This window comes from Clostridium sp. AF34-10BH, assembly GCF_003478095.1.
Classification (GTDB): Bacteria; Bacillota; Clostridia; order Lachnospirales; family Lachnospiraceae; genus Acetatifactor; species Acetatifactor acetigignens.
The window spans coordinates 17,914-29,899 of sequence record NZ_QUEC01000015.1 but is presented as its reverse complement, the minus strand read 5'-3'; the positions used below and the strand labels follow the sequence as shown (position 1 = coordinate 29,899).

Genomic DNA, 11,986 nt, shown 5'->3' with positions numbered 1-11,986 from the left:
CTGAGAATGACAGAGGTAAGAAACAATGGAACAATACGCAATTAAAGGCGGTAATCCATTAGTCGGTGAAGTTGAAATAGGAGGTGCCAAGAATGCGGCACTTCCTATTCTTGCTGCTTCCGTGATGACGGATGAGACTGTTTATATAGAAAATATGCCGGATGTAAGAGATACGAATGTCCTTTTGAGCGCCATGGAGAACATCGGCGTGATCGTAAAGAGAACCGACCGTCACAAAGTGACTCTCAATGCATCCAACATCAGTGAACTTGTAGTAGAAGATGAAAATATCAAGAAGATCAGAGCGTCCTACTATCTGATCGGTGCTTTGTTAGGTAAATACAAGCATGCGGAAGTGGCACTTCCCGGTGGATGTGATATCGGCTGCCGTGCCATCGACCAGCATATTAAGGGCTTCCGTGCTCTGGGCGCGGACGTGAAGATCGAGCATGGCCTGATCAAGACACAGGCGGAGCATCTGCGCGGCAGCCATATTTATATGGATGTGGTCAGTGTCGGCGCTACCATCAATATCATGATGGCTGCGGTAATGGCGGAAGGCACCACGATTATCGAGAACTCTGCCAAGGAGCCTCATGTGGTGGATCTGGCGAACTTCCTGAACAGCATGGGAGCCAATATCAAGGGTGCCGGTACGGATGTGATCCGTATCAAGGGTGTTTCCCATCTGCATGGCACAGAGTATGCCGTGATTCCCGATCAGATCGAAGCCGGTACGTTTATGTTCGCAGCGGCAGTGACCAAGGGCGATGTGACGGTGAAAAATGTGATTCCGAAGCATCTGGAGTCTATTACGGCAAAGCTTCTGGAGATTGGCTGTGAAGTAGAGGAAGCGGATGACTGTATCCGTGTGGTAGCGTCCAAGCCTCTGCAGCATACCCAGGTGAAGACCCTGCCTTATCCCGGATTTCCTACGGATATGCAGCCCCAGATCACAGTGGCGCTGGGACTTTCCAAAGGAACCAGCATCGTGACGGAGAGTATTTTCGAGAACCGTTTCAAATATGTGGATGAGCTGACCCGTATGGGCGCCAGCATCAAAGTAGAAGGCAACACCGCTATCATCGACGGTGTATCCAGATATACCGGAGCCAATATTTCCGCACCGGATCTGCGGGCGGGAGCAGCACTGGTACTGGCTGCCATGTCTGCAGAAGGATTCTCTACTGTGGATGATATCCGCTATATTGAGAGAGGTTATGAGGATTTCCACCTGAAATTACAGGGACTGGGAGCCCAGATCGAGTTGGTCGAGACGGAGCGGGACCTGCAGAAGTTCAAGCTGAAGATCGGTTAATGAGTGGATTTCTCATAAACCACAACAGAATGACATTTTGAAAAAAATGTCTGTTGACAAAACAGGTAACTCATAGTAAGTTAATTAGCGTAGAAAAGTTCATATAGACTTTCCCTTATTCAGAGTGGTGGAGATACATAGGATCGATGAAGCCACGGCAACCCCGCAGAATGCGGAAGGTGCCCACCTGAGCGAATAACTGTCGAACAATAAGAGGATTTGATCGCACAATAAATCAGTCCGCTTATGAAAGCGGACTTTTTTGCATCATTCAGAGCTGTCGGCATTGAAAATTTGATTTTACGAATGAGGCTCTGAATGACAGGACTTTAGCAACTCATACACTAGACCCTCTTCCCGCAAGGAAGCAGAATGGAGGACAAATGGAAAAACGTTTATTTACATCGGAGTCCGTAACCGAAGGACATCCCGACAAAATCTGTGATGCCGTATCTGATGCGGTACTGGATGCGCTGATGGAGCAGGATCCGTTCAGCCGTGTAGCATGTGAGACCTGCACCAATACCGGTTTCGTACTGGTAATGGGTGAGATCACCACCAAGGCAAATATTGATATTCCCGCTATTGTTCGTAAGACCGTGACCGAGATCGGCTATGATTCTTCCGAGAAGGGATTCGACGGCAACACCTGTGCCGTTATGGTATCTCTGGACAAGCAGTCCACTGATATCGCCATGGGCGTAGACAAGGCCCTGGAAGCAAAAGAAAGCCACATGACCGATGAACAGCTGGATGCCATCGGTGCCGGAGATCAGGGTATGATGTTCGGCTATGCTACGGATGAGACTCCGGAATATATGCCGTATCCCATCTCTCTGGCACACAAGCTGACCAGACAGCTGACCAAGGTTCGTAAGGATGGTACACTTTCCTATTTAAGACCCGACGGAAAGAGTCAGGTATCCGTAGAGTATGATGAGAATGGCAAGCCTTTTCGTCTGGAGGCAGTCGTTCTGTCTACCCAGCATGACGAACATGTATCTCAGGAGCAGATCCATGAGGACATCAAGAAGTATGTATTTGATCCTGTTTTGCCCGCAGACATGATCGATGCAGACACCAAGTTCTTCATCAATCCTACCGGACGTTTCGTAATCGGCGGACCTAACGGCGACAGCGGACTGACCGGCCGTAAGATCATCGTAGACACCTACGGTGGATATGCACGTCACGGCGGCGGAGCATTCTCCGGCAAGGACTGCACCAAGGTGGACAGAAGTGCGGCATACGCAGCACGTTACGTTGCCAAGAATATCGTAGCGGCAGGACTGGCTGAAAAGTGTGAGATCCAGCTGTCTTACGCTATCGGTGTGGCACATCCTACTTCCATCATGGTAGATACCTTCGGTACGGGCAAACTGCATGATGATAAGCTGGTGGAGATCATTCGTGAGAACTTCGACTTAAGACCCGCAGGCATCATCAAGATGCTGGATCTGCGCAGACCTATCTACAAGCAGACCGCTTCCTATGGCCACTTTGGACGTACCGATGTGGACCTGCCCTGGGAGAAGCTGGACAAGGTGGATTTATTGAAGAAATACCTGGCATAGTTACGAGCCATGCGAAAATGAAACAGGAACTGTTCCCGGGAGTTTACTCACAGGGAACAGTTCCTGTTTTGATTTTTATGCGGCACATGTATGAATGAAGCATGGCGTTTTATTTGGTTTCCTCTGTCTCCTCGGTCTCGTCCGTCTCTTCCTGTCCATACTCTCCGATATGGAACAGCTGCTGTTCTCCGGAGGTAGTGACATGCACACCTTTTTCTTCCAGCTTCAGATCCTTGACATACATGGTCTTCGTAGTCTGGGGCAGAGCGGCCAGATCAATTTCAACGGGCTCCAGCAGATGTGCGGGATCTGCTTTGTAATGCACCTCGGACAATTCTGCTTCGAAGATCCCCTGTACCTTGTCTTCGTTCACATAGACAATGGGAACAGTAGCGGATACGATTTCGCCGGCTACCAGAGCCTGAAAGTCCAGAGCCATATATTTCTTGGTCAGAGGATCAAAATCAATATTTTTTACCAGAACATCTACATTCTTACCATCCAGTTCCAGATAAGCCTGGGTGCCTTCTTTTGCATTCTTGATAAAAGCGGATGCATCCTTCTCTGTGAATTTCAGGGAAACATTCTCTTTCATTTCTTTTCCGTACAAAACACCGGTGATAAAACCGTCTCTTCTTAATTTCTTTGCTTTTTCGTCAGGATTTCTTTTTTCAGCTTTTAATGTCAACATAATGATGACCTCCTCGATCTCTACGTTTGTTTCGTGTAGATGAGAGCTTGTAGAAGTTCTTTTTGCACTATGGTTATTATAGCACATATAGAACAAAGTAAACAGTTAAAATGTCACAAAAATAACAGAAAAAAAGTGGGATTTACAAGCAAATTTCAGAAAACAATGTGAAGCGGCACTCTTTGGCATCTACGACATGAAACGAAAATATGTAAAACACATGGAAATATTCGTTTCAAAATTGTGTGCGTATGATGATATATCTGAGAAAAATTTACAACTGCATTACAAGAACACGTTACAACAATAAAGTAAAAGGTTGCGTAAAAAGGTAAAATGGGGTATACTTGTCACAAATACATTTGAATTTACTGGGAGGACATAAGGATGGATATGAATATTGTATGCCTGGATCTGGAAGGAGTACTGGTGCCGGAGATCTGGATCGCTTTTGCGGAGGCCAGCGGAATCCCGGAACTGAAGAGAACCACCAGAGACGAGCCGGATTACGATAAATTAATGAAATGGAGACTTGGTATTCTGAAGGAACACGGTCTGGGACTGAAGGAGATTCAGGAGACGATCGCAAAGATCGACCCCATCCCCGGGGCGAAGGAGTTTCTGGATGAGCTGCGTTCCATTACCCAGGTCATCATTATCAGTGACACCTTTTCACAGTTTGCGGGCCCTCTGATGAAAAAACTGGGTTACCCCACCATCTTCTGTAATTCCCTGGAGGTAGCTGACAACGGTGAAATCACCGGTTTTAAGATGCGTGTGGAGAATTCCAAGTACACTACGGTGAAGGCATTGCAGTCTATCGGCTTCCAGACCATCGCCAGCGGTGACAGCCACAACGATCTGGGCATGATCCAGGCCAGCAAGGCAGGGTTCCTGTTCAAGAGTACCGAACAGATCAAAAAAGATCATCCGGAGCTTCCAGCCTATGAGACCTATGACGAACTGATGGCAGCCATCAAAAAAGCATTATAATCTCCTATATTACTATTACTATGAAAAACTCTCCGGACAGATGTTATTCTGTTGAGGAGAGTTTTCTGTGTATACAGTGAATGCGTTTAATGGAGAATATTGATCCGCCACACACGGAAAACAGGGAAAAGACAAATAAAATATAAAAATATAATCGAAATTAAAAAAGTTATTTACATATTTTTACAAAATGTTACAATATTATAATATGACTTGTTATCACCAATAGTAAGGAGAGGAAAATGTTCGAAAATTTGAAAATCAGGCAGCGCCTGAAAAAAGCTTTTGCCATTATTGTAGTTATATCATCTATTGCAGGAGTGCTCGGAGCACTGGCAATGATCGTTACCATGAACCGCTATCAGCATGCATTGACCAATTACGGTTTTTCACAGGGAGATATCGGTAAGGCCATGACTGTATTCACGGATGTAAGATCCGCAACCCGTGGAATCATAGGATATAACGACCCGGATCTGGTGGACGGTCTGATCACGACTCACGATGAGAAGAAGCAGGCTTTTCTTGAATACTGGGAAGTTGTCGGCGAGACTGTTGTTTCTTCAAAGGAGAAGGAACTGTATGATCAGGTAAATGAGCAGATTCAGCAGTACTGGGAGCTGGATCAGCAGGCCATTAATACCGGTAAGGTGGATATGGAAGAGAAGCGTATGCAGGCACAGGAGCTGATGCAGAATCAGGTAGCACCGCTTTATAATGAAATTTATGATACCATGCGTGAACTTATGAACGAGAATGTCCGTGAAGGAGATTCCCTTTCTTCCATACTGAATATCATGGGATTTATCTTCCTGCTTATCATTGTTGGTGTGATCGTGCTGGCAATTATCATTGCAACGAGAATGGAACATGCAATCTCTCAGGGAATCGCAGCACCGCTGGATGCATTGGCAAAGCGTCTGGAGACTTTTGCACAGGGTAACCTGTCCGATCCGTTCCCGACACTGAACAGTAAGGATGAGATCGCTGACATGATTCATTCTGCAAATGAAATGGCAGAAAAGCTGAGTTTTGTCATTGCCGACACCGGAGAAGTTATGAGCCAGATGGCAAACGGCAATTACAACATCACTTCCAAGAACCCGGATATGTATCAGGGTGATTTTGAACAGTTGTTTCTGTCTATCCGTAACATGAAGACACAGATGGTTCAGACACTGCGTTCCATCGAGGAGTCTTCCAGGCAGGTATCCGCAGGTGCAGCTAACCTGGCAGATGCTTCCCAGAACCTGGCAGAGGGCGCTACCGAGCAGGCAGGTGCCGTAGAAGAACTGCAGGCTACCATTACCAACATTACTTCCAATATTGAGCAGGCTGCTGAACAGGCACAGGAGTCCTATGAGCAGGCCAGAAAATATGCGAACGAAGCAGATAACAGCAGAGCAGAGATGAAGGCTATGGTGGATGCTATGGCCAGAATCAGTGATACTTCCAACAAGATCGGCAATATCATTTCTGAAATCGAGGATATTGCATCCCAGACCAACCTGTTGTCCCTGAATGCTTCCATCGAGGCAGCCAGAGCAGGTGAGGCAGGCCGTGGATTCGCTGTGGTTGCTGACCAGATCCGTCAGCTGGCAGAGCAGAGTACCAAGTCTGCTGTAGATACCAGAGACCTGATTGAAGGTTCCATGCAGGAGATCAAGGAAGGCAACCAGGCTGCAGACAGCGCTGCTGCTTCCATCGAGATCGTAGTAGACGGTATCGGCAAGATTGCAGAGTCTTCCCGCAGTATCAGCGAGATCTCCAAGGACCAGGCCAATGCCATGGATCAGGCAGAGCAGGGTGTCAACCAGATCTCCGAGGTAGTACAGTCCAACTCCGCTACCGCAGAAGAATCTTCCGCTACCAGCCAGGAATTGTCTGCACAGGCAATCTCTCTGGATGAGCTGATCAGCAAGTTTATTCTTCCTCAGGAATAAGAACGGCTGAGACATTGAGAAAAATATAGTACAGCTGGAAAAGCAGGTATCGGCAACGATGCCTGCTTTTTTTCTCTGACAGGAAGTGGACAAGGCTGCCCGGAATGGGATATAATTACAGGGAAACAGAATTGCGGACACAGAGAATGAAATAATGAAATGAGGTAAGCATAGGAATGGATCAGGAGCAGACACCCCACAAGCGCCGGGTGCGTTATAAAGGAAAATATCCCAGAAAATTCGAGGAAAAATATAAAGAATTACAGCCGGAAAAATACGGGGATACCATAGCCCATGTGATTCAGAAGGGAAACACTCCCGCAGGCATGCATATCTCCATTATGGTAAAGGAGATTCTGGATTTCCTGAAGATCCAGCCGGGAGAGACCGGATTTGATGCAACACTGGGCTACGGTGGGCATACGAAAGCCATGTTGGATCAGCTGCAGGGGCGTGGGCATATCTATGCCACAGACGTAGATCCGGAGGAGTCTGCCAAGACGAAGAAACGACTGGCAGAGGCCGGTTACGGAGAAGAGATTCTGACCATCAAATTACAGAATTTCTGCACTATAGATGAGATTGCAAAAGAGGTCGGAGGATTTGATTTTATTCTGGCAGATCTGGGAGTATCCTCCATGCAGATCGATAACCCCAGCAGAGGTTTTTCCTTCAAGGTGGACGGACCGTTAGACCTCAGACTGAACCAACAGCAGGGCATCAGTGCGGCAGAACGACTGGATACCATCACAAGAGAAGAACTGGCGGGAATGCTTTATGAGAATTCAGACGAGCCCTACTGCGAGGAGCTAGCGAGGGCCATTACCGATGAGATACGTAAGGGACATCGGATCGATACCACGACGAAACTGCGGGAAGTCATTGAGAAGACTCTGGATTTTCTCCCGGAAAAGGAGAAAAAAGATACCATCAAGAAGACCTGTCAGAGGACGTTCCAGGCTCTGCGTATTGATGTGAACCGTGAATTTGAAGTATTGTATGAGTTCATGGAAAAGCTGCCGGGAGCCTTGAAACCCGGCGGAAGAGTAGCTATCCTGACTTTCCATTCCGGCGAAGACAAGCTGGTGAAGCAGGCATTGAAGGAAGGCTACCGGAACGGCATTTATGCCGATTATGCGAAAGACGTGATCCGCCCTTCTGCGGAAGAATGCGTACAGAACGGCAGGGCCCGTTCCACGAAGATGCGCTGGGCAATCCGGGCAGAAGCATAGACTGACAGATGGAACAAAGGAGGTGTGGGAATGACTGTTATGGAATTTATCAATGCACACAGGGAGGATATGGAACCCTGTGAGTGTGTGATCCTGCCGGACGGCAGTGTGGAAGAGCCACAGCCTTCTCATATCAAAAAGCTGGAGGAAATCTCCGGCGAAGATAAACTGACACTGAACAGCCGTATGGAGAAAAATATGGAGCCTATATTTTTCATGGTGGAGTATACCGGCTGTATGTTAATATGGAGTACCCGTGTAGTGGTGCCGTCACACCCGACACCGGCACAGGAAGAGACGTTGGAGACATTGCATTTTGCGGCAATGCTGGCCCCCGGTTATCATAGAGAACAGGTGGGACCGGTCTACGAGGAATGCGTCAGAAGAGCAAAAGAACTGCACTAGAAAGGGAATGGCAAAATGGCATTTACACATCTTCATGTTCATACAGAATATTCGCTGCTGGATGGATCCAATAAGATCAAAGAGTATGTGGCCAGAGTCAAAGAGCTGGGAATGAACAGTGCGGCAATTACCGACCATGGTGTCATGTACGGTGTAATCGATTTTTACCGTGCCGCGAGGGAAGCCGGCATCAAGCCAATCCTGGGCTGCGAGGTGTATGTGGCGCCGAATTCCCGTTTTGACAAAGAACTGACCGGCGGAGAGGATCGCTATCATCATCTGGTGCTGCTGGCAGAGAATAATACCGGTTATGCGAATCTGATGAAAATCGTCAGCCGTGGCTTTACGGAAGGATATTATTATAAACCCCGTGTGGACATGGAAGTGCTGCAGGAGTTCCACGAGGGAATTATCGCATTGTCTGCCTGCCTTGCAGGTGAAGTGCCCCGGTTTATTCTGAAGGGAATGAAGGACGAAGCGAGAAAAGCAGCCCGCAAATACGAGGCCTGCTTCGGCAAGGGCAATTATTTTCTGGAACTGCAGGATCACGGTATCCCGGAGCAGCGTACCGTGAATATGGAACTGCTCCAGATGAGCAGAGAACTGGACATTCCGCTGGTAACCACCAACGATGTGCATTACACCTATGCTGAGGATGCGATTCCCCACGATATTCTGCTGTGTCTGCAGACCGGCAAAAAGCTGGCGGACGAGGATCGCATGCGTTATGAGGGCGGTCAGTATTACGTCAAGAGCGAAGAGGAAATGAAGGGACTGTTCCCCTATGCATGGGAGGCCGTGGAGAATACCCAGAGGATTGCAGACCGTTGTAATGTGGAGATAGAGTTTGGCGTGACGAAGCTGCCGAAATACGATGTGCCGGAGGGGTACGATTCCTGGAGCTACCTGAATAAGCTCTGCGATGACGGACTGGCAGAGCGTTACGGTGACGGTGACCAGCCTGCCGGGGAGACCGGACAGACCCTGCGGGAACGTCTGGATTACGAGCTGGGTGTCATCCGCAGAATGGGATATGTGGACTATTTCCTGATCGTATGGGATTTCATCAACTATGCGAAAGAGCACGGGATTCCAGTGGGACCGGGACGAGGTTCCGCTGCGGGAAGTATCGTGGCATATTGCCTGAAGATCACCAACATTGATCCCATTCATTATAATCTGCTGTTTGAACGTTTCCTGAATCCGGAACGTGTGTCCATGCCCGATATTGATGTGGACTTCTGCTTCGAACGGAGACAGGAAGTCATCGATTATGTGGGCAGAAAATACGGCAACGACAAGGTGGTGCAGATCGTTACGTTCGGTACTCTGGCAGCCAAGGGTGTCATCCGTGATGTGGGACGTGTTATGGATCTGCCCTATGCGTTCGTGGATTCCATTGCCAAGATGGTACCCAACGAACTGAATATTACTTTGAACAAGGCATTGGAAATGAATCCGGAATTCCGCAAGCTTTATCAGGAGGATGAGCAGGTGCATCATCTGATCGATATGTGTAAGCGCCTGGAAGGACTGCCCAGACATACCTCCATGCACGCGGCGGGGGTGGTCATCTGTCAGAAGGCGGCGGATGAATTCGTGCCGCTGTCCAGAGGCTCCGACGGTTCCATCGTCACCCAGTTTACCATGACGACATTGGAAGAACTGGGACTGCTGAAAATGGATTTCCTGGGACTGCGTACACTGACTGTGATCCATGATGCGGTAAAATTCATCGAGAATACCACCGGCAGACACATTGATGTGGATGTCATTGACTATAACGATCCGAAAGTACTGGCTTCCATCGGCACCGGCAGAACGGAAGGTGTGTTCCAGCTGGAAAGTGCCGGGATGAAGAGCTTCATGAAGGAACTGCGCCCCCAGAATCTGGAAGATGTGGTGGCTGGTATTTCCCTGTATCGTCCGGGTCCTATGGATTTTATTCCGAAATACATTCAGGGTAAAAATCATCCGGATGCGGTAACTTATGCCTGTCCCCAGCTGGAGCCGATCTTAAAGCCCACCTACGGCTGTATTGTATATCAGGAACAGGTAATGCAGATCGTTCGTGATCTGGCGGGCTATACACTGGGACGAAGCGATCTGGTGCGCCGTGCCATGAGTAAGAAGAAACAGTCCGTCATGGAAAAAGAGCGGGCCAACTTCATCTACGGCAACCCGGAGGAAAATGTCCCCGGCTGTATTGCCAACGGCATTGACGAGCAGACAGCAGGGCAGATCTACGATATGATGATGGATTTTGCCAAATATGCGTTCAACAAGTCCCATGCGGCCTGTTATGCGGTAGTGGCTTACCAGACAGCGTATTTGAAATACTATTATCCCGTAGAATTCATGGCGGCGTTGATGACTTCCGTCATCGATAACCCGAAAAAAGTATCGGAGTATATTTTGAACTGCCGGAACATGAATATCGCCATTCTGCCGCCGGATGTAAATGCGGGAGAAGCCGGATTCTCTGTGACAGACGGCAAGATCCGCTATGCCCTGACAGCTATCAAGGGTGTGGGACGTCCCATCATTGACAGCCTGGTACAGGAGCGTAAGGAAAGAGGCCCTTTCACGAATCTGAAGGACTTTATTACCCGCATGTCCGATAAAAAAGAGATGAATAAGCGGGCTATTGAGAACCTGATCAAAGCAGGAGCCATGGACGGACTGGGCGGTACGAGAAAACAGTTCATGAGTGTCTATGTGCAGATCGCGGACCATATTGCCCATGATAAAAAGAACAATCTGGCCGGACAGATCTCCCTGTTTGACATTGCAGGGGAAGAAGATAAGGAAGAATTCGATATCCGGATGCCGGATGTGGGCGAATACAATAAGGAGATGCTGTTGGGCTTCGAAAAAGAGGTGCTGGGTGTCTACGTCAGCGGTCATCCCCTGGAGGAATATCAGGAGCTGTGGCAGAACTGCATCAGCAATACTGCCGGGGATTTTGCCCTGGATGAAGAGACCGGAGAGGTGCAGTTAGTCAGGGACCAGGCCAATGCAGTCATCGGAGGATTGATCGCGGACAAGACAGTAAAATACACTAAGAATGACAAGATCATGGCATTTTTGAATGTGGAGGATCTGATCGGTAATGTGGAAGTCGTGGTATTTCCACAGGTGTACGAGCGCTACAGTACCTTGCTTGTGGAGGATGCGAAGGTGTTTATCCGGGGCAGAGTATCCCTGGAAGAAGACAAGGACGGCAAGCTGATCTGCGACCAGATTATCAGTTTCGAGGATGCGCAGGCTGCGAGAGCGGCGAACCAGCCCCTGTTCCCCAGAAATTACGGAGGCCGGGGCGGCAGCAGCCGCGGCGGATCCTACGGAAACGGAAGTGGAAATGGCGGTGCCGGTGGATACCGGAATGCCGGGAACGGCTACGGACAATACCAAAATGACGGTATGAACAGCAGCAGTATGTCGGTGGGACAGACCGGTCAGGCAGCAGGACAAATGCAGTCCGGGCAGCGTACACAGGCAAATGGAACCCCTCAGAAAAAAGGCATGCCGGCGGGAGCCTGGATCCAGTTCCCCAATATGGAGGCCTATAAGACCAGAGAGCAGGAACTGCTGCAGGCCATTGCGGATTCCGACGGGGATGACGATGTGGTGATCTATCTGCGGGACATTAAAAATATTAAGATCCTGCCCCAAAATCTCCAGGTAAAAGCTGACGGGGCATTAATGGAAAAGCTTACAGTGCTGTTCGGAAAAGAAAATGTTAAATTTATAACGAAACCTATTGAAAACCGCTCAAAAATAGATTAAAATAAGGAATCGAGAAGAGAAAACTATTCGTTCGTTTACTT

General features: G+C 48.5%; 8 protein-coding genes and 1 riboswitch. Of the genes, 7 read left to right on the top strand and 1 reads right to left on the bottom strand.

Annotated features, from left to right (window positions below; translation table 11 throughout):
- The first annotated feature begins 25 nt into the window (after positions 1-25).
- Together DWZ61_RS11035 and metK are read left to right on the top strand one after the other, a co-directional pair.
- Positions 26-1,318, top strand: coding sequence for a UDP-N-acetylglucosamine 1-carboxyvinyltransferase (locus DWZ61_RS11035; protein ID WP_118538526.1), 1,293 nt, complete (start codon positions 26-28; stop codon positions 1,316-1,318).
- Positions 1,319-1,430: 112 nt separating this feature from the next.
- Positions 1,431-1,534, top strand: a riboswitch (SAM riboswitch).
- A 167-nt stretch (positions 1,535-1,701) separates the two neighbouring features.
- Positions 1,702-2,892, top strand: coding sequence for a methionine adenosyltransferase (metK, locus tag DWZ61_RS11030; RefSeq protein ID WP_022312267.1), 1,191 nt, complete (start codon positions 1,702-1,704; stop codon positions 2,890-2,892).
- A 109-nt stretch (positions 2,893-3,001) separates the two neighbouring features.
- On the opposite strand, the gene DWZ61_RS11025 is transcribed toward metK, so the two are convergent.
- Positions 3,002-3,583: a 50S ribosomal protein L25 gene (locus tag DWZ61_RS11025; RefSeq protein ID WP_022312266.1), complete on the bottom strand. Its 582-nt coding sequence runs from the start codon at positions 3,581-3,583 to the stop codon at positions 3,002-3,004.
- A gap of 393 nt (positions 3,584-3,976) precedes the next feature.
- Here DWZ61_RS11025 and thrH point away from each other — a divergent pair, with 393 nt between their 5' ends.
- From thrH to DWZ61_RS11000, 5 genes are all read left to right on the top strand, one after another.
- Positions 3,977-4,576: a bifunctional phosphoserine phosphatase/homoserine phosphotransferase ThrH gene (gene thrH / locus DWZ61_RS11020; RefSeq protein WP_117464803.1), complete on the top strand. Its 600-nt coding sequence runs from the start codon at positions 3,977-3,979 to the stop codon at positions 4,574-4,576.
- 242 nt (positions 4,577-4,818) lie between these two features.
- Positions 4,819-6,519 (top strand): methyl-accepting chemotaxis protein, encoded by a 1,701-nt coding sequence (locus DWZ61_RS11015; RefSeq protein WP_022312264.1) that lies wholly within the window; start codon positions 4,819-4,821, stop codon positions 6,517-6,519.
- Positions 6,520-6,695: 176 nt separating this feature from the next.
- Positions 6,696-7,751 (top strand): 16S rRNA (cytosine(1402)-N(4))-methyltransferase RsmH, encoded by a 1,056-nt coding sequence (gene rsmH, locus DWZ61_RS11010; protein ID WP_117464719.1) that lies wholly within the window; start codon positions 6,696-6,698, stop codon positions 7,749-7,751.
- A 30-nt stretch (positions 7,752-7,781) separates the two neighbouring features.
- On the top strand, positions 7,782-8,156 hold the full coding sequence (locus DWZ61_RS11005; protein WP_117464718.1) for a hypothetical protein: 375 nt from the start codon (positions 7,782-7,784) through the stop codon (positions 8,154-8,156).
- A gap of 15 nt (positions 8,157-8,171) precedes the next feature.
- Positions 8,172-11,945 (top strand): DNA polymerase III subunit alpha, encoded by a 3,774-nt coding sequence (locus tag DWZ61_RS11000; protein ID WP_118538524.1) that lies wholly within the window; start codon positions 8,172-8,174, stop codon positions 11,943-11,945.
- Positions 11,946-11,986 lie beyond the last annotated feature (41 nt).

What these genes read in the sequence shown, in the direction of transcription:
- DWZ61_RS11000 (WP_118538524.1), top strand. Translation starts at nt 8,172, where the DNA reads ATGGCATTTACACATCTTCATGTTCATACAGAATATTCGCTGCTGGAT.
- thrH (WP_117464803.1), top strand. Translation starts at nt 3,977, where the DNA reads ATGAATATTGTATGCCTGGATCTGGAAGGAGTACTGGTGCCGGAGATC.
- DWZ61_RS11015 (WP_022312264.1), top strand. Translation starts at nt 4,819, where the DNA reads ATGTTCGAAAATTTGAAAATCAGGCAGCGCCTGAAAAAAGCTTTTGCC.
- metK (WP_022312267.1), top strand. Translation starts at nt 1,702, where the DNA reads ATGGAAAAACGTTTATTTACATCGGAGTCCGTAACCGAAGGACATCCC.
- DWZ61_RS11035 (WP_118538526.1), top strand. Translation starts at nt 26, where the DNA reads ATGGAACAATACGCAATTAAAGGCGGTAATCCATTAGTCGGTGAAGTT.
- rsmH (WP_117464719.1), top strand. Translation starts at nt 6,696, where the DNA reads ATGGATCAGGAGCAGACACCCCACAAGCGCCGGGTGCGTTATAAAGGA.
- DWZ61_RS11005 (WP_117464718.1), top strand. Translation starts at nt 7,782, where the DNA reads ATGACTGTTATGGAATTTATCAATGCACACAGGGAGGATATGGAACCC.
- DWZ61_RS11025 (WP_022312266.1), bottom strand. Translation starts at nt 3,583, where the DNA reads ATGTTGACATTAAAAGCTGAAAAAAGAAATCCTGACGAAAAAGCAAAG.